17 protein-coding genes and 3 other annotated features are annotated in these 17,651 nt (G+C 46.3%); of the genes, 14 read left to right on the top strand and 3 right to left on the bottom strand.

The genetic code is table 11. From position 1 onward, the window contains the following. The first annotated feature begins 50 nt into the window (after positions 1-50). The 4 genes from pta (at position 51) to NST22_RS19685 (ending at position 4,020) form a co-directional block, all read left to right on the top strand. A complete protein-coding gene (gene pta, locus NST22_RS19700) occupies positions 51-1,022 on the top strand; it encodes a phosphate acetyltransferase (RefSeq protein WP_003243393.1) in 972 nt (323 codons plus the stop codon). 146 nt (positions 1,023-1,168) lie between these two features. Continuing rightward, complete coding sequence (cysL, locus tag NST22_RS19695) at positions 1,169-2,068, top strand: cysJI operon transcriptional regulator CysL (protein WP_003243173.1); 900 nt, start codon at positions 1,169-1,171, stop codon at positions 2,066-2,068. A gap of 48 nt (positions 2,069-2,116) precedes the next feature. Beyond that, positions 2,117-2,962, top strand: a complete 846-nt coding sequence (gene ywfL / locus NST22_RS19690) for an octanoyl-[GcvH]:protein N-octanoyltransferase (RefSeq protein ID WP_003227511.1) — start codon at positions 2,117-2,119, stop codon at positions 2,960-2,962. 167 nt (positions 2,963-3,129) lie between these two features. Then, on the top strand, positions 3,130-4,020 hold the full coding sequence (locus tag NST22_RS19685) for a carboxylate/amino acid/amine transporter (RefSeq protein WP_003242581.1): 891 nt from the start codon (positions 3,130-3,132) through the stop codon (positions 4,018-4,020). Between the two features lie 143 nt (positions 4,021-4,163). On the opposite strand, the gene rsfA is transcribed toward NST22_RS19685, so the two are convergent. Further along, entirely contained in the window at positions 4,164-4,940 is a 777-nt protein-coding gene (rsfA, locus tag NST22_RS19680) for a prespore-specific transcription regulator RsfA (RefSeq protein WP_003243464.1), read from the bottom strand. Between the two features lie 214 nt (positions 4,941-5,154). Between rsfA and NST22_RS19675 the strand changes: the two genes are divergently transcribed. The 7 genes from NST22_RS19675 to NST22_RS19645 all read left to right on the top strand — a co-directional run bounded on the left by NST22_RS19675 (position 5,155) and on the right by NST22_RS19645 (position 12,660). Next, a complete protein-coding gene (locus tag NST22_RS19675; RefSeq protein WP_003222050.1) occupies positions 5,155-5,379 on the top strand; it encodes a DUF1450 domain-containing protein in 225 nt (74 codons plus the stop codon). 161 nt (positions 5,380-5,540) lie between these two features. Beyond that, complete coding sequence (locus NST22_RS19670; protein WP_003243873.1) at positions 5,541-6,842, top strand: HD domain-containing protein; 1,302 nt, start codon at positions 5,541-5,543, stop codon at positions 6,840-6,842. A gap of 35 nt (positions 6,843-6,877) precedes the next feature. Further along, entirely contained in the window at positions 6,878-7,378 is a 501-nt protein-coding gene (locus NST22_RS19665; protein ID WP_003227524.1) for a YwgA family protein, read from the top strand. Between the two features lie 111 nt (positions 7,379-7,489). Next, complete coding sequence (locus NST22_RS19660) at positions 7,490-7,960, top strand: Rrf2 family transcriptional regulator (protein ID WP_003243988.1); 471 nt, start codon at positions 7,490-7,492, stop codon at positions 7,958-7,960. Further along, a complete protein-coding gene (locus NST22_RS19655; RefSeq protein WP_003243441.1) occupies positions 7,960-9,360 on the top strand; it encodes an MFS transporter in 1,401 nt (466 codons plus the stop codon). Before NST22_RS19660 ends, NST22_RS19655 begins: the two co-directional genes overlap by 1 nt. Positions 9,361-9,414: 54 nt before the next feature. After that, positions 9,415-9,643 (top strand) — a binding site (T-box leader). A 33-nt stretch (positions 9,644-9,676) separates the two neighbouring features. Then, positions 9,677-9,898 (top strand) — a binding site (T-box leader). A 31-nt stretch (positions 9,899-9,929) separates the two neighbouring features. Further along, positions 9,930-10,151, top strand: a binding site (T-box leader). Positions 10,152-10,204: 53 nt separating this feature from the next. Continuing rightward, positions 10,205-12,121 carry a threonine--tRNA ligase gene (thrS, locus tag NST22_RS19650; protein ID WP_003243399.1) on the top strand — a complete coding sequence of 639 codons (1,917 nt, stop codon included), beginning with the start codon at positions 10,205-10,207 and terminating at the stop codon, positions 12,119-12,121. Positions 12,122-12,240: 119 nt separating this feature from the next. Beyond that, on the top strand, positions 12,241-12,660 hold the full coding sequence (locus NST22_RS19645) for a MarR family transcriptional regulator (RefSeq protein WP_003242889.1): 420 nt from the start codon (positions 12,241-12,243) through the stop codon (positions 12,658-12,660). Positions 12,661-12,702: 42 nt separating this feature from the next. Here NST22_RS19645 and NST22_RS19640 read toward each other — a convergent pair whose 3' ends face one another. Next, the gene (locus tag NST22_RS19640) at positions 12,703-12,891 is read right to left on the bottom strand and encodes a 2-hydroxymuconate tautomerase (protein ID WP_003222038.1); all 189 of its coding nucleotides are present in this window, start codon (positions 12,889-12,891) and stop codon (positions 12,703-12,705) included. Positions 12,892-12,999: 108 nt separating this feature from the next. On the opposite strand from NST22_RS19640, the gene NST22_RS19635 reads away from it, so the two are divergent. Further along, entirely contained in the window at positions 13,000-13,659 is a 660-nt protein-coding gene (locus NST22_RS19635) for a site-2 protease family protein (RefSeq protein WP_003243167.1), read from the top strand. Positions 13,660-13,672: 13 nt separating this feature from the next. Further along, the gene (locus NST22_RS19630; RefSeq protein ID WP_003244446.1) at positions 13,673-14,191 is read left to right on the top strand and encodes a YwhD family protein; all 519 of its coding nucleotides are present in this window, start codon (positions 13,673-13,675) and stop codon (positions 14,189-14,191) included. Positions 14,192-14,483: 292 nt separating this feature from the next. Here the strand turns inward: NST22_RS19630 and NST22_RS19625 are convergent, their stop codons facing one another. Then, entirely contained in the window at positions 14,484-16,559 is a 2,076-nt protein-coding gene (locus NST22_RS19625) for a transglycosylase domain-containing protein (protein ID WP_003227540.1), read from the bottom strand. 201 nt (positions 16,560-16,760) lie between these two features. Here NST22_RS19625 and speE point away from each other — a divergent pair, with 201 nt between their 5' ends. Beyond that, positions 16,761-17,591: a spermidine synthase gene (gene speE, locus NST22_RS19620; protein ID WP_003227543.1), complete on the top strand. Its 831-nt coding sequence runs from the start codon at positions 16,761-16,763 to the stop codon at positions 17,589-17,591. Positions 17,592-17,651: the final 60 nt, after the last annotated feature.

Genomic DNA, 17,651 nt, shown 5'->3' with positions numbered 1-17,651 from the left:
GTATGCTAGTAAAAGAAAGCGTTTTTGTAACTTTTTGAGGAGGTTTTATTGTGGCAGATTTATTTTCAACAGTGCAAGAAAAAGTAGCTGGAAAAGACGTTAAAATTGTATTTCCTGAAGGCTTAGACGAGCGTATTTTAGAAGCGGTCAGCAAGCTTGCAGGAAACAAAGTGCTGAATCCGATTGTGATCGGCAATGAAAATGAGATCCAAGCAAAAGCAAAAGAATTGAACCTTACGCTGGGCGGCGTTAAGATTTATGATCCTCATACATATGAAGGCATGGAAGACCTTGTACAAGCATTCGTAGAACGCCGCAAAGGCAAAGCGACTGAAGAACAGGCTCGTAAAGCATTATTAGACGAGAACTACTTCGGTACAATGCTGGTGTATAAAGGACTTGCAGACGGACTTGTAAGCGGAGCTGCTCACTCAACTGCTGACACTGTCCGCCCGGCTCTTCAAATCATCAAAACAAAAGAAGGCGTGAAAAAGACTTCAGGCGTGTTCATCATGGCTCGCGGAGAAGAGCAATACGTATTCGCAGATTGCGCGATCAACATTGCACCTGACAGCCAAGATCTTGCCGAGATTGCGATCGAAAGTGCCAATACGGCAAAAATGTTCGACATTGAGCCTCGCGTGGCAATGCTCAGCTTCTCTACAAAAGGCTCAGCAAAATCTGATGAAACAGAAAAAGTAGCGGATGCAGTGAAAATCGCGAAAGAAAAAGCGCCTGAACTGACACTTGACGGCGAATTCCAATTTGATGCTGCATTTGTTCCATCTGTAGCTGAGAAAAAAGCGCCGGATTCCGAGATCAAAGGGGACGCTAACGTATTCGTATTCCCAAGTCTTGAAGCAGGAAACATCGGCTATAAAATCGCTCAGCGTTTGGGCAACTTTGAAGCGGTAGGACCAATCCTGCAAGGTTTAAATATGCCTGTAAACGACCTTTCAAGAGGATGTAACGCTGAAGATGTTTACAATCTCGCATTAATTACAGCGGCGCAAGCACTGTAATAAAATTGAAGACAATGGCAGCTCTCGACCGAGGGCTGCCTTTTTTGCGCTTCTGTATAGCCCTTCTTTACCAAGACGGATGATATGAGTACAATAAAGAAAACTAATCATAACCATATATTTCATTAATGACAGGGGTGGGGTTTTTGTATTACGACGTGCTGAAAACGTTTATAGCGGTGGTAGAAGAAAAAAACTTCACAAAAGCGGCGGAAAAGCTGATGATCTCCCAGCCCAGCGTCAGTCTGCATATCAAAAATCTTGAGAAAGAATTTCAAACGGCTCTTCTGAACAGGTCGCCAAAACACTTTACGACAACGCCGACAGGAGACATTTTATATCAAAGAGCAAAGCAAATGGTGTTTCTCTACGAACAAGCCAAGGCTGAAATCTATGCGCATCATCACTATGTGAAGGGTGAATTGAAAATAGCTGCAAGCTTTACAATCGGTGAGTATATTCTTCCGCCGCTATTGGCCCAGCTGCAAAAGCTGTATCCAGAGCTGAATCTAGATGTCATGATTGGCAATACAGAGGAGGTCAGCGAGCGTGTGCGGATGCTTCAGGCTGATATCGGGCTGATTGAAGGACATACAAACGAGAATGAGCTGGAAATTGAACCGTTCATGGAGGATGAAATGTGCATTGCCGCTCCAAATCAGCATCCGCTCGCCGGGCGGAAAGAGATTTCGATCAGCGATTTGCAGAACGAAGCGTGGGTGACAAGAGAGAAAGGCTCCGGGACGAGAGAATATCTCGATCATGTACTCAGTTCAAATGGACTTCGGCCGAAATCAATGTTTACCATCAGCAGCAATCAAGGTGTAAAGGAAGCGGTGATTAACGGCATGGGACTTTCGGTTCTATCCAGAAGCGTGCTGCGTAAGGATTTGATCCACCGCGAAATTTCAATTCTGCATATTAATAATTTCTCGTTAAAGCGCAAGCTGTCTTACATTCATTCTCCTCTCATGGAGAATACAAAAAATAAAGAAATTTTTATTACGATGCTGAAAAGCAATTATCAATCACAGCTGCTGAAATGATATAATAGTTTTCGTTCAATAAGCCTAACATGAAAGGGTTTTACATAGATGGCAAACCAACCGATTGATTTACTGATGCAGCCGAAATGGAGAGTCATTGACCAATCCAGTCTCGGCCCTTTATTTGATGCGAAGCAATCCTTCGCAATGGATGATACGCTATGCATGTCCGTCGGAAAAGGCGTGTCGCCGGCGACAGCGCGCTCATGGGTGCACCACGATACAATTGTCCTTGGAATACAGGATACACGCCTCCCGTTTTTGCAGGATGGTATCTCCTTGCTGGAGAGCGAAGGATACCGTGTGATCGTACGCAATTCCGGCGGTCTTGCCGTCGTATTGGATGACGGTGTTTTAAATATCTCTCTCATATTCGAGGACGAAAAGAAAGGCATCGATATAGACAAAGGATATGAAGCGATGGTCGAGCTGATGAGACGAATGCTGAGACCGTACAACGCAAAGATCGAAGCCTATGAAATTGAAGGGTCTTATTGTCCCGGCAGCTATGACCTCAGTATAAATGGCAAAAAGTTCGCCGGCATCTCTCAGAGACGCGTTCGCGGCGGAGTCGCTGTTCAAATTTATCTCTGTGCAGATAAAAGCGGCAGTGAAAGGGCCGACTTGATCAGACGATTCTATCAAGCGGCGCTGAAAGACAAACAAAACGATAAAAAAGGCGTCTATCCGGAAATACGTCCGGAAACGATGGCGTCCTTAAGTGAGCTTCTTCAAAAAGACATCTCCGTACAAGACTTAATGTTCGCTTTATTGACGGAATTAAAAGCGTTAAGCACCCATCTTTATTCAGCTGGACTGTCCATTGATGAGGAAATGGAATTTGAGAAAAACCTCGTCCGGATGGCTGAGCGGAATGCAAAGGTATTTGGGTGAACGTTCTTCGCATGCCGGCTGTATATGCCGGCATGCATTTTTTATCTCAAGCGGCATTTTACCTCAATAATCTTATTTTCAGATAAGTCCTTCTTACATACAGATAACCACGACAAAAAGAAAAACGATAAAATGACATCAGCATCCATATTAAAGGGGAGAGGCAGATGAAGGGGAATATTTACAGCCTTTTTGTATTGATTGCGGCTTTTTTCTGGGGGACCACGGGAACCGTTCAGGCATTGGCTCCAGAAAGCGCCACACCGCTGGCATTTGGAGCGTTCAGGTTATTAATAGGAGGAAGCGCCATGCTGCTTGCGGTTTGGATCAGCCGGGAGCTTCACGTGAAAAATTGGGCATGGCCGCTCGTATTTTTAGCCGCTGTTTGTATGGCGTGTTACCAGCCGCTGTTTTTCACAGCGGTTAAAGAAACGGGAATTGCAGTGGGAACTGTGATTGCCATCGGCAGTGCGCCTATCATTGCCGGGACCCTCGAATGGGCTGTATTGAAGAAACGCCCGCGAAACTCCTGGTGGATTGCGACTGTGCTGGCTTTAGCGGGTTGCTGGCTTCTGTTTTCCGACAGTTCCAATGTTCGGATTGATGTGGCTGGTGTTCTTATGGCGCTTGGAGCGGGTGCTTCTTTTGCAGGCTATACGCTCATCAGTAAAGCGATGATGAAAACCCAGCCTCCGCGAGCGACCTCCGCCGTTGTATTCATGATCAGCGCCATCTTGCTGACGCCGCTATTATGGCAGTTAGATATCTCGTGGATATTGACCCCTAGAGGACTGGGAACAAGCCTTTACATCGGGTTAATTGCAACATGTGCCGCATACTTTTTGTTTGCGAAAGGGCTTACCGGGGTTCCGGCCTCGGCGGCGGTCACGCTGTCTTTAGCTGAACCGCTGACGGCTTCATTGCTTGGCGTGTTTTTCATAGGGGAAATGCTTTCGCCTTCCTCGTGGCTGGGCATTGCGCTTATGATGCTGGGGCTTTTGGTCATTTCTGCTGCGCCTCGGAAACAAAAAACGGCCGAGGCAGCTCACATGTCTTAATAGATTCACATAAGCTTGGCCTCATTTTACAAGAATAGCTGATCCGGCTGCAAAATGAGGAAATTCTCTTTTCTCAATAGAAAAGGGGATTTTGCACATGGCGAAAATCCCAAAACAGCTGCCCGTTTTGGGATTTTTCTATGTCATTCCGCTAATTTTTCTAAATTGCCGTTCCGGTCCATTTTGAAGGACGGAGAGGCATGTTCATCTTCTTCAAATAAAACTAGCTTTCTGGCTCTGTTCATAATTTTCACCAAGGTTTCATAATCTTCTTGGATCGTTTTTTGGTCTTTTTCAAGCTTTTGAACTTCTGCCTCTAGCTGCTCTGTTTTGTTTTGCAATTCCTGATTTTCTTTCTTTAAACGCTCGTTTTCCATTTTTAATGCTGATGATTGCTCGTGATTGCCTTCGTAATTCTGCAGGAAGCGGATCACATCATTCATCGTCATCTCAGGCGCAGCTGCAGGCGTTTGAGGAGACAATAAGTGTGATAGACTAGCTAACTCTTCCTTAAAGCTTTCATCAACAAAAGGCATGTGTTCGCCAGACATTAAAGGTTGCTCATTTTCGACAGATGGTGTTTCCGTTTTAACCGGCTCTTCTGCAGCGGTTTCTTGAATGATTTCAGGATCAACGGCAGGAGGCTGATATAATAATCTTTTTTTCGCGGGCTGCCCGTTTCCGAGCGCTCTCATCCGCTGTTTTCGTTGTTTCTTCGCAAGCTGAAGCGCTTTTTCATATTGATGGCGGACCACTGCGTTCCATCTGAATCCGCAGGCTGCGGATGTCCGGTTTAATTTATCGCCGACTTCTTCAAAGGCGTTCAGCTGAGTGCTGCCCTCCCTCACATGCCGAAGCACTGTTTCGGCTAAAAGCAGATCGTTTTCCTCTGACCAAGCGTCTTGTCGCTGTTTTGTCATTTATCTCAACTCCCATTTTTCTTTTCATGGTATTAGAATGTCCAGGTTGGAAAATATTTATACAAATTGGCTGAAAGAATAGGAGATACGAAGGATGGAGCGGCTTGCAGGAACAGTCGAATCCTTGTAAAATGAAGTGTGATGTGATTTTTTTTGAAACGTGATTTTAGGTTATTCACATAGATGAACATAGAAATGAAGGGAAGCGTACGTCATGGCTAATGAATTTCGAGTGTGTGATGATTGCCAAGCCACTAATATCAAAACATTGCTGCCGCGTTTGAAAGAAGTGGACCCGGACGCAAAGGTTGAGGTAGGATGCCAATCTTATTGCGGGCCCGGACGGAAAAAATCATTTGCTTTTGTGAACAATCGCCCGCTGTCAGCTCCGACAGAGGATGAGCTGATTGACAAAGTAAAAAAGAAAATAAAAAAGTAAAAACATATTTTTTCTTAGCCTCGGCCCTCAGGTCAGGCTTTTTTGCTTCACAAGATGTGTTTTTCATGAAGATGGAACAAATCGCCGGGCAAATTCAAGGATGTTTTCAAAGAATAGAGTCGATATAATAGAAACACGGCTAAAAAAAAGAGGGAATGACGATGGCGTATCCAAATGGAAAATTATCAGAAGAAAAAGTGTTTAAAGATCCGGTGCACCGCTATGTTCATGTTCGGGACAAGCTGATATGGGATTTGATCGGAACCCGTGAATTTCAGCGTCTCCGCAGAATTAAGCAGCTCGGAACGACCTATTTGACGTTCCATGGGGCTGAGCACAGCCGGTTCAACCATTCTCTCGGTGTCTATGAAATTGTCAGAAGAATGGTTGATGACGTCTTTAAAGGCCGCCCTGAATGGGATGACAGTGAGCGCGAACTCTGTTTGGCCGCGGCGCTGCTTCATGACCTCGGGCACGGGCCGTTCTCGCATTCATTTGAAAAGGTCTTTCACCTTGACCACGAGGATTTTACAAGAGGTATCATTTTGGGAGACACGGAGGTTAATCAGGTGCTCAGAAAGGTGAGCCCGGGTTTCCCTCAGGATGTTGCTGAAGTCATTGCCAAAACATATAAAAACAAGCAAGTGGTCAGCCTGATTTCGAGTCAGATTGACGCAGACCGCATGGATTACCTCCAGCGCGACGCATATTATACGGGCGTCAGCTACGGCCATTTTGATATGGAGCGGATTCTTCGGGTGATGCGGCCGCGCGAGGATCAGATCGTCATTAAAGAAAGCGGAATGCACGCTGTCGAAGACTATATCATGAGCCGTTACCAAATGTACTGGCAGGTCTACTTCCATCCTGTGACTAGAAGTGCAGAGGTCATTTTAACGAAGATTCTTCACAGGGCGAAGCAGCTGCACGATGAAGGCTATGTCTTCACTCACGCTCCGGTTCATTTCTATTCTATTTTTGAAGGAAAATTGACACTGGAGGATTATGTAAAGCTGGATGAATCTATTATTTTGTATTACTTCCAGGCCTGGGAGGATGAAGAAGACGCGATTTTATCCGACTTGTGCCGCAGATTCATTAACCGCCAGCTTTTCCAATACGTTGAATTCAATCCGAATGAAGAAATGTCGGCTTATTTTGAGCTGACTTCATTGTTCAAAGAGGCGGGGATCGATCCGAGCTATTATTTGGTCGTTGATTCTTCATCAGATCTGCCATACGATTTTTACCGACCAGGAGAGGAAGAGGAGCGTCTGCCGATCCATCTCTTGACGCAAAACGGCCAAATTAAAGAGCTGTCCAGACAGTCGGCTATTGTGGAATCCATCTCAGGTAAACGGCGGACGGACCACAAGCTGTACTATCCAAAGGACTTGATTTGTGACGGCACTAAACATCCGGAAGCGAAAATGAAAATCCGGCAGCTGCTGGGACTGACATAGAAATTGGAAAGAAGGAAAAAGGAGATGTCGGGAATTTGTTGAAAGAACATGCAAAACTGATGAAGGTGTTCTCGGATTCTGGAGAAATCATCGGGCGAAAGAAGCTGCAGAAAATGATTTATATCGCCAAGAAAATGCAGTTTCCTTTCTATGAGAAATATGATTTTCACTTTTACGGACCATATTCAGAGGAACTGACGCTCCAGATTGAAGAGCTGTGCAACCTTGGATTTCTGCATGAGGTGAAGGAAAAAAAGGGCGGCTACTTTCAATACCGGTATTCGCTGACTGAGACAGGCTCCGCATTTTTAGACCATGCTGATCTGGACATGCCGGATATGAAAGGCTATATCGACAGTGTAAACAGCCGTTCATCACGGTTTTTAGAGCTGGTTTCCACGATCCTTTACTTTGACGGGCTTGAGGATGAGGAAAAGAAAGAAAAAGTCTTTACCATCAAAAGCAAGCAAAAATATACAAATGAAGAATATGACGAAGCGCTTCAATACATAGAGGAACTGAAGCAGATTTGTTAACCATACCAAGCAAAAGAAATGATCCGTTTCTTTTGCTTTTTTTATTGACAAAAGCTGCTAAGAGATTCATTATGGATAATAGTTATCCATAATGAATCAGGAGTGAATAGGATGAAAATGAAATCAGGAATGGAGCAGGCGGTTTCTGTGCTGCTGTTACTGTCACGGCTGCCGGTACAGGCTTCTTTGACGTCAGAGGCTATAAGCCAGCGATTGCGCGTGTCTCCGTCTTACTTGAAGAAGCTGATGAGAACATTGGTTCAAGCCGGTTTGGCAGAATCCTTACCAGGGACGAAGGGCGGTTTTACCCTGACGAAGCCTTTGGCTGACATTACGCTTTATGATGTTTATCAAGCGGTCGAAGGCAGAGGTTCGATGTATCAGGGGAAAGGCTTGCTGCAATCTGTATTTGAGGGTGAAAGTCACTGTGTGCTGGAGACAGTCATGGCGGAAATCGAGGATAAATGGTCCAATCTTATGAGAGAAGAATCCTTGCAGCATGTTATGGACAGAGTCGGGGAATTGTATGATCTTGAAAAAATAGATGATTGGGTAATCAAGCAAGTGAAAGGGCAATTGTAATGAAAAATAGCGGGTCTATACAAGAATCAACATCATCAACAGGCATATCCGTGCTGATCGTGCTCGCACTTGGTTTCCTCATGGCAACTCTTGATGTGACCGTTGTGAATGTGGCGATGGCTGATATGAAAAACACTCTTTCAATGTCACTTTCAGGTGTAACGTGGGTTGTGGACGGGTACATTCTTACTTTTGCGTCGCTTCTGCTGGCGGGCGGAGCCTTGGCTGACCGTTTCGGCTCGAAGACGATCTATATCTTGGGTCTAGCCGTTTTTGTTATGGCCTCCTGTCTATGCGCTGCATCTATAAATGGGCAGATGCTGATTGCCGGACGTCTCATACAGGGAATTGGGGCAGCTTTGTTTATGCCAAGCTCACTCAGCCTTTTGGCTGCCTCTTACCTTGATGAGCGGGCGCGGGCGAGAATGTTTGGACTGTGGGCCGCGCTTGTTTCCGCCGCTTCAGCCCTTGGGCCTTTTATCGGGGGCGTGCTGGTACAGTTGGCGGGCTGGCAGAGTATTTTTCTGATCAATGTGCCAATAGGGGCTGCTGCGCTCATTTCAGCTTACCGAATCCTCAGCCGCGTTCCTGGGAAAAGCAGCCGCGTGAACATCATCGGGCATCTGCTTGGCATGATGGCTCTCGGGTTTCTTTCCTATGCTTTGATACAGGGGCCTTCAGCGGGCTGGCGCTCGCCAGTGATTCTTGTAGCATTTACTGCAGCGGTTTTGGCATTTGTGCTGTTTTTGCTGCGGGAAATTTCTGCAAAAACACCCATCCTGCCGGCGTCCTTATACAAAAACGGCCGCTTCTCAGCTGCCCAATTTATCGGGTTTTTGCTGAATTTCGCCCTTTTTGGCGGCATGTTTATGCTCAGCCTTTTTTTGCAGGAAGCAGGAGGGGCAAGTTCCTTTATGGCTGGAGTGGAGCTGCTGCCGATGATGGCGGTCTTCGTGATCGGCAATCTGCTGTTTGCCCGTCTGGCGAATCGGTTTGAAGCCGGTCAGCTTATGTTTGTATCAATGGCGGTCAGCTGTATCATTGCATTGCTGTTGTTTGTGCTGATTTCTCCGGATTTTCCTTATTGGCAGCTGGCGGTGTTGATGTCTGTTATGAACCTCTGTACCGGTATTACAGTTCCTGCCATGACAACTGTGATCATGCAGGCTGCCGGGCAAAGACATACGAATATCGCCGGTGCGGCGTTAAATGCAAACCGGCAAATCGGAGCCTTGGTCGGCGTAGCGATAACCGGGGTGATCATTCATCTGTCCGCCACTTGGTATGCTGGTGCCGGGTTTGCGTTTTTGATGATGGGAGCGGCATACAGCCTCGCTGCATTGCTTGTATGGCTGTTTCTGGCTGCCCATAACGGGACTGCCGCGTCAGAAAAAATGTAAATCACTGATTGCGCTTTGTGGGAATATATAGTAAGATATAAAAAATTATTGAAACAACAGGCACTGATAAGGACACGAGATGCTTTTTACGGTTTCCAGAGAGGGAAGGACAGCTGAGATCTTCCTAACGCAGGGAAAGCAGCTTACCGCCTTTGAGCCGTATCAGGGAAAACAAGTATCTGATACCGTCATGCTGCGTTACAGCATCTTTAAGCCGATCATCATGTGTAATTGATCGGGAATTTGGGTGGAACCACGGATGATCAACACATTCGTCCCTTTTAGAGGGATGGGTGTGTTTTTTTATTTGAATTGAATACATGCGAAGAAAAGGACATGAATGATAGTTACGGTTTTCAGAGAGGGAAGGAAAGGTGAGAGCTTCCCAGCTTAGGAATATCATTTACCGCCTTGGAGCAGCATTGGGGAACTGAAGTAACCAATGCCGTCTATGCTGCGTTACAGCACCGAGCCGACAACATAGTATTTGTCGGGAACTTGGGTGGAACCACGGGTTAATCACACACTCGTCCCTATCTGTGGGACGGGTGTGTTTTTTTATGAATTGAATACATGCGATGAAAAGGACATGAATGATAGTTACGGTTTTCAGAGAGGGAAGGAAAGGTGAGAGCTTCCCAGCTTAGGAATATCATTTACCGCCTTGGAGCAGCATTGGGGAACTGAAGTAACCAATGCCGTCTATGCTGCGTTACAGCACCGAGCCGACAACATAGTATTTGTCGGGAACTTGGGTGGAACCACGGGTTAATCACACACTCGTCCCTATCTGCGGGACGGGTGTGTTTTTTTATATACAACAATGAATAAGGAGTGTTCTAAAATGAGCAAACATGTACACATTCAGCTTCCGGACGGACAGATCCAGGAATATCCGAAAGGCATCACAATCAAAGAAGCGGCTGGTTCGATCAGTTCCAGTCTGCAAAAGAAGGCGGCCGCAGGTCAGGTCAACGGCAAGCTTGTTGATCTCAGTTTCAAGCTGGAGGAGGATGCTGAGCTTTCGATTGTCACACTCGATTCACAAGAAGGCTTGCAGGTGCTTCGCCACACAACAGCGCACGTGCTGGCCCAAGCAGTAAAACGGCTGTACGGCGAAGTGTCATTGGGGGTAGGGCCTGTGATTTTAGACGGCTTCTACTATGACATGAAGCTGGGGAAAAGCTTGGCATCAGGAGACTTAGAGGCCATCGAAAAAGAAATGAAAAACATAATAAATGAGAACCTTGAAATCAAACGTATAGAGGTTTCTTACGAAGAAGCTGAAGAGCTGTTTGCACAAAAAGACGAGCGGCTCAAGCTTGAGATTTTAAAGGATATTCCGCGCGGGGAGGATATCACACTGTACCAGCAAGGGGAATTCGTTGACCTGTGCCGAGGGCCGCATCTTCCTTCTACAGGGATGATCAAGGCGTTCAAACTGACAAGAGTATCAGGCGCTTATTGGCGCGGAGACAGCAAAAATGAAGTCCTGCAGCGGGTGTACGGGGTTGCGTTTCAAAAGAAAAAAGATTTGGATGCGCACCTGCATATGCTAGAAGAAGCGGCAAAACGAGACCATCGCAAGCTCGGCAAACAGTTAGGGCTGTTTATGTTTTCTGAAGAAGCGCCGGGGATGCCGTTTTATTTGCCGAAAGGGCAGATTGTCCGCAATGAGCTGGAGCGCTTCTCGCGTGAGCTGCAAACAAATGCCGGCTACGATGAGGTGCGTACGCCGTTTATGATGAATCAGCGGTTATGGGAGCAGTCAGGCCATTGGGACCATTATCGCGACAATATGTACTTTTCAGAAGTGGATGATACAAGATTCGCAATGAAGCCGATGAATTGCCCCGGCCACATGCTCATCTTTAAAAACAGCCTGTATTCTTATCGGGATCTGCCGATTCGCATGGCGGAATTCGGACAGGTGCACCGCCATGAATACAGCGGCGCTTTAAACGGAATGCTTCGCGTTCGGACGTTCTGTCAGGATGACGCCCATATTTTCGTTCGGGAGGATCAGATTGAGAGTGAGATCAAAGAAGCGATTCGGCTGATTGATGAGGTATATCGGACATTTGGTTTCGAGTATTCTGTTGAGCTTTCGACTCGCCCGGAGGATTCATTAGGCGATGACAGCCTTTGGGAAGCGTCGGAACGTGCCTTAGCACGCGTCCTTGAGGAGCTTGGCCTCTCTTATGAGATCAATGAAGGCGATGGGGCGTTTTACGGGCCGAAAATTGATTTCCATATAAAAGATGCCCTGAAACGGAGCCACCAATGCGCGACAATTCAGCTTGATTTTCAAATGCCGGAAAAATTTGATTTAACATATATCAACGAACTCAATGAGAAGGTTCGTCCCGTTGTCATCCACAGAGCGGTTTTCGGCTCAATCGACCGTTTCTTCGGCATTTTGATCGAGCATTACGGTGGGGCTTTTCCAGTCTGGCTCGCACCGATCCAGGTTCAAATCATACCGGTTTCGCACGTTCACTTAGACTATTGCAGAAAAGTGCAGGCGGAGCTGAAGCAGGCGGGGATAAGAGCCGGCATTGATGAGCGCAATGAGAAGCTCGGCTATAAAATCAGAGAATCGCAGGTGCAAAAAATTCCGTACGTGCTGGTGCTTGGAGATCATGAGGAGCAGGAGAATGCGGTAAACGTCCGCCGATTCGGACATCAGCAGAATGAACACGTTCCTTTCCAAACTTTTAAAGATAAACTTGTGAAACAGGTGGAAAATCGAGGCATGTAGGATAAAAGCTGTGAATTCACATTTTGCTTTTTTGACTTTCCCTATTCGGAATCAGTAAAATAATAAGTAAATCATATCGTTCGTATGTTATGAATGCATCTCGAAATGGGGAAATTGACATGGACCATGACAAACTGGAAGCAAATTTGCTGGATCACGCACTTACAAAGTATTTGAAAAGCACGAAGCAATTAGATGAAGCCACCGTTCCGAAACACGTGAATAATGTAAGAGGGTTTATTCTGCGGATCATATACAGACATGGGAGCTGCACCATAAAGGATATTTTGAAGGAGGTCACACTGTCTCCCTCTGCCACGACCACAGCTCTGAATCATTTAGAGCAGGAAGGGTTTATTGAGAGATCCAGAAATAACAATGACCGCCGCACTGTATGGATTACTCTTTCTGAATCGGGCCGGGGAGCGGCTGAACAAATGATCGAAAACCGCCAGCAGCTGATTGATGGCATGTTTGAACGTTTAACAGCCGAAGAGAAAAAGACGTTCTTGGCGATTATTGCGAAGCTGGCTCAATAGGGATAATAAAAGCCGGTGCGCGAAGCGCCGGCTTTATAGAGATTATTCCATATCGCTCAGGCGTTTGCCTGCGACGGCATAATGGTCTTTTCTCATTTCTTCTATAAAGACAACAATTTTTTCTTCAGAAGCACCGGTTGTTTCCTTTACGGCTTCTGTTACTTTCTCGACAAGATTGCGTTTTTGCTCGTCTGTACGGCCTTCGAGCATTTTGACAGTTACGTATGGCATGGGTGCTGAATCCTCCTTTATCTCGTTTCCTCTCTTTAGAAAAAGAGGCTTCTTATAGTATACTGAATAAAGTAAATTCTTGCATTTTGAGAAAGAGGGATATCTCACTTGGACCGTTTTTTATATTATCCGTTATCTTTAATGCCATACCTCGTCATCACGCTAATTGTGTCGTTTACGATGCACGAGCTTGCCCACGCTTATGTCGCATACAAATTCGGTGACGATACGGCGAAAAAACAAGGAAGACTGACGCTGAATCCCATTAAACACCTTGATCCGTTCGGAACCATTTTGATTCTGGTGGCCGGATTCGGGTGGGCGCGCCCCATTCCCGTGAATCGCCGTTTCTTTAAGAAACCCCGGCTTGCTGGTGTGCTCGTATCTATAGCCGGGCCCGTCAGTAACCTGATTCTTGCGTTTATTGGTTTCTTTTTGTTAGTGTTGATGCATGCGTACGGAATGGAAATGCTTGCGGCGTTCAGCACGGGGCTGGATCAGTTTTTTTCTATTTGGATACAGCTGAATCTTGTCTTGTTTTTATTTAATCTGCTGCCGCTTCCTCCGCTCGATGGCTATCGAATTATAGAAGATCTCGTTCCGCCGGGCGTGCGTGCCAAAATGACGCAGGCGGAGAGCTACGGCTTTATCGTATTTTTGGTGCTGTTTGTGACACCGCTAGGATCTTACGTGCTGTGGCCGATGCTCAATGCAGGAAGAGATTCGATTTTAAAGCTGTTTTCAGCGATATTTCAACCGCTTTTGTAGGAGGTAGAACTTCATGGAAGAAAAAAAGAAAAAATCAATCGGGTTTAATATTATCAAAAGTGATCCGACAGACGGACACGGCGGTTTTGGCGTAGGGGCACTCAGCCTTGATAACATTTCTCCCGTATTCGTTGATGTAGAGGAAAAAGAAGCGTTCGTAGACATCGGCGCTATGCATGCCCGCAGCACCGTTGAAAAAGGAATTAAATTTCTCCCGAATAAAGAAGAAGTGCCGAACGGAAAACCATACTGGCTTGTGTGGGTAACGATTGACAGAAAAGAAGAGGGGCCTTATTACGCTGGTGTGACAGCCTGTGAAATGACGGTCGACAGAAGCATCAGAAGAGGCTACAAGTCACTGCCTGAGCATGTGAATCTGATGGATAAATCCATGAAACGGAAAATCATCGTTGATAAAATGGACGACAGCTCGAAGCGTGTACTAGGCGAATTTCTGAAAAAGCATGATCAGGGCCTATGGGACCGTTCCTCAGATGAGTTAAAAACGAGCCTGCTTCCAGAAAACAATTAATTTATGAATTTTTTGTGAACTTTTAAAGTATTTGAGATATTTTTCGTAAACATTGAGTAAACTGGTGATACAGAAATAGGACATGGAAAATCCCGAGCCGAAACAAGACTCGGGGTTTTTCATTTTTAGGGGGATATGAGTCGGCGACTGGGAGATGAAAGCCAGCGCCGAAGAAATGAGAAATTCACCACTTTATCCCAAAACTGATTGTTCAGCTCGATTGTCTAACATTCTTCCATCGATTATGAAGGAACCATACGAATAACCCGGCCTCCGAGGAGCCGGGTTATTTTCAATGATGTCGCCCCAGCCATTTGTCCCACCACTTTTTCTCGGAAGCGGGCTTTTCTTTGGATGGAAGCCGGTCTTTTGTTTGTTTTGCGGGTTCTGCCCCGTAGCACACGTTTGCGGGTTCTGTCCCTTTCACAAAATATGTGTAATGCTTAGCGGCGCAGCCGGGACCTGATGAGTAGCCTGTTTCCGGATCAATGTACACACCGGTTACGCCTTTTGGCGGCTTGAACGCGGTTTCCGGTTCGCCTTTGAGCGCGTCCTCCATGAAGTCCGCCCAAATGGTTTTAGCATAGCTTTTTTCTTCGACCGAGTCGATGGTGCTGTTTTTGTCATAGCCGGTCCAAACACCGGCGGCCAGCTTCGGATTGAAGCCGATCATCCAGCTGTCTGCGCTGGTGGTTCCTGATTTTCCGGCATACGTTCTTGTCAGGCGGTTGGCTATCGTTCGCCCCGTAACCGACGTATATCCATTTAAATCGATATCAAACATGCCTGTCATCATACTCGCTGTGACAAAAGCGGCTTTTTCATCAAGCACCTGTTTATGCTGATTCGGGTTTTCGTACAGCACGTGGCCGGCTGCGTCCGTTACTCTTGAAATAAAAGTCGGTTCGATTTTCTTTCCGCCATTTGCGAGCATGGCATAGGCGTTGACCATCTCAATCGGACGTACGGGTTCGGTGCCGAGTGCCAGGGACGGCAGTGCTTGAAGATGGGCGGTAATGCCGAATTCCTTTGCCGTCTTTACAAGTTTGTTCGTGCCGAGAAAAAGATGCGTTTTCACAGCGTAAATATTGTCGGAAAGCGCCAGCGCCTGCAGAAGCGTAATCGGCTTGTTGGCATAGTATCCGTTATAGTTGCTTGGAGAATAGGTTTCTCCCTTTGCATCAATTTGAAACTCGGTTTCTTCGCTTTTCATCAAAGTGACTGGCGTAAATCCGCTCTGAATCGCTTTATAGTACAGCAACGGCTTGATCGTCGAAGCAGGCTGGCGCTTCGCCTGTGTCGTCCGGTCAAACGGGCTTTTTTGATAATCCCTGCCGCCGACAAGGGCGAGAACGTTTCCGGTGCGGGGATCAATGGCTGAAAACCCGACTTGAATGTCAGAGCCCGCGTTAACCGTTTCGGTAATGGTCTCCTCGGCGATGCGCTGCATCCGTTTATCTACCGTTGTATAGACGTTTAACCCGCTCGTTTCAATTTGCTCCCGTGTCATGCCGAGCTTTTTTTCCAGCTCTCTCATCGCATTGTCGTAGAAATAAGGAGCCTTTCTCTTGGAAACTTGTTTATTCAAAGGCTGATAGGAAAGAGGTTCCTTGATCAATTCATCCGCTTTCTTTTGGCTGATCATCTGCTGCTTTTCCATCATCCGCACAATCGTTTTCTGGCGTTCCTTGGCCTTCGTCTCATTGACATACGGTGAATAGCCGGAAGGGCCTTTCGGGATTCCTGCCAAAAGCGCCGCCTCCGCATCCGTCAGGTTTTTGGCATGCTTGCCGAAATACAGGCGGGAAGCTGCTTCAATGCCGTAGGCGCCGTGGCCGTAGTAAATCGTATTTAAATAGCCTTCTAATATCTCGTCCTTAGAATAGTTTTGTTCCAGACGGATCGTGTAGAACGCCTCATTCCATTTCCGTTTCCACGTTTTGTCGTGTTCAAGGTATAAGTTTCTCGCATATTGCTGGGTGATGGTGCTTGCACCCTGAACCTTGGCAAATGCTTTCAGGTCAGCAAGCGCCGCGCCGGCCATGCGTTTATAATCAAAGCCGTGATGATCGTAGAAATTCTGGTCTTCAATCGCCACTGTCGCTTTTACGATCGTCGGATTCATGTCCTTTAAGGGGACCCAATAGCGCTTTTCGCCGTAGTTCGTTTCCCCGAGCTTTGAGCCGTCACTCGCGTACAAAATCGTGGATTGCGGCACTTGCACCGAGGGAGCGCCCTGGTATTTGGCTATCAAAATGACAGTCATAAACACAGCAGCTGCCGCCAAGGCCGCAAAAGCCCCTAAAAAGATAAAGGCGCGAACGGTTTTCAGCGTCAGTCTCAGCCGTTTATTTGTCATTGCATCCACAACGGGTTCCCCCTTTTTTTATGTTTCTACTATTATGAGAAAAAAAGATCGTTTTTAAACATCGCAGAACAGGACGCATCTTTACTTTTTCCCCGCCATCCTCTATACTTTTTCCTTAGGTGAAAATGAGATTTCAACCGAGAATAAAAGCTGATAAGACGCTTACAATAAATGAATACAGCCTCGAAAGGGAGATGACAATTGAGCGAACTTTGGTACACAGAGAAGCAGACGAAAAACTTTGGCATTACGATGAAGGTTAACAAGACGTTACATACAGAACAAACGGAGTTTCAGCATTTAGAAATGGTGGAAACAGAAGAGTTCGGCAACATGCTTTTTTTGGACGGCATGGTGATGACATCTGAAAAAGACGAATTCGTTTATCACGAAATGGTGGCGCATGTCCCATTATTCACGCACCCAAATCCGGAGCACGTTCTCGTAGTCGGCGGCGGTGACGGCGGCGTTATCAGAGAAATCCTGAAGCACCCAAGCGTGAAAAAAGCGACACTTGTAGATATTGACGGCAAGGTTATCGAATACTCTAAAAAGTTCCTTCCTTCTATCGCAGGCAAACTGGATGATCCGCGCGTTGACGTGCAGGTAGATGACGGATTTATGCACATTGCAAAATCTGAAAATCAATATGACGTCATCATGGTAGATTCGACTGAACCAGTCGGACCGGCTGTAAACCTGTTTACAAAAGGATTCTACGCAGGAATCGCAAAAGCGCTGAAAGAAGACGGTATTTTCGTTGCGCAGACGGACAACCCATGGTTTACACCGGAATTAATCACAAATGTACAGCGCGACGTGAAGGAAATCTTCCCGATTACGAAGCTGTATACGGCGAACATTCCGACATATCCGAGCGGTTTGTGGACATTTACAATTGGCTCGAAAAAATATGATCCGCTTGCAGTGGAAGACAGCCGTTTCTTCGATATTGAGACGAAATATTACACAAAAGATATTCATAAAGCGGCGTTTGTTCTGCCGAAATTTGTGAGTGACCTGATTAAATAATGAAGGTATGGCGCAGGAGCGAATCTTGCGCTTTTTTACAGGAAAGCGAGGGTATTATAG

It is taken from the genome of Bacillus sp. PS237, from assembly GCF_037963345.1.
In the GTDB taxonomy this organism is placed as follows: Bacteria; Bacillota; Bacilli; order Bacillales; family Bacillaceae; genus Bacillus; species Bacillus subtilis.
This window is presented reverse-complemented; position numbering and strand designations above follow the sequence as displayed.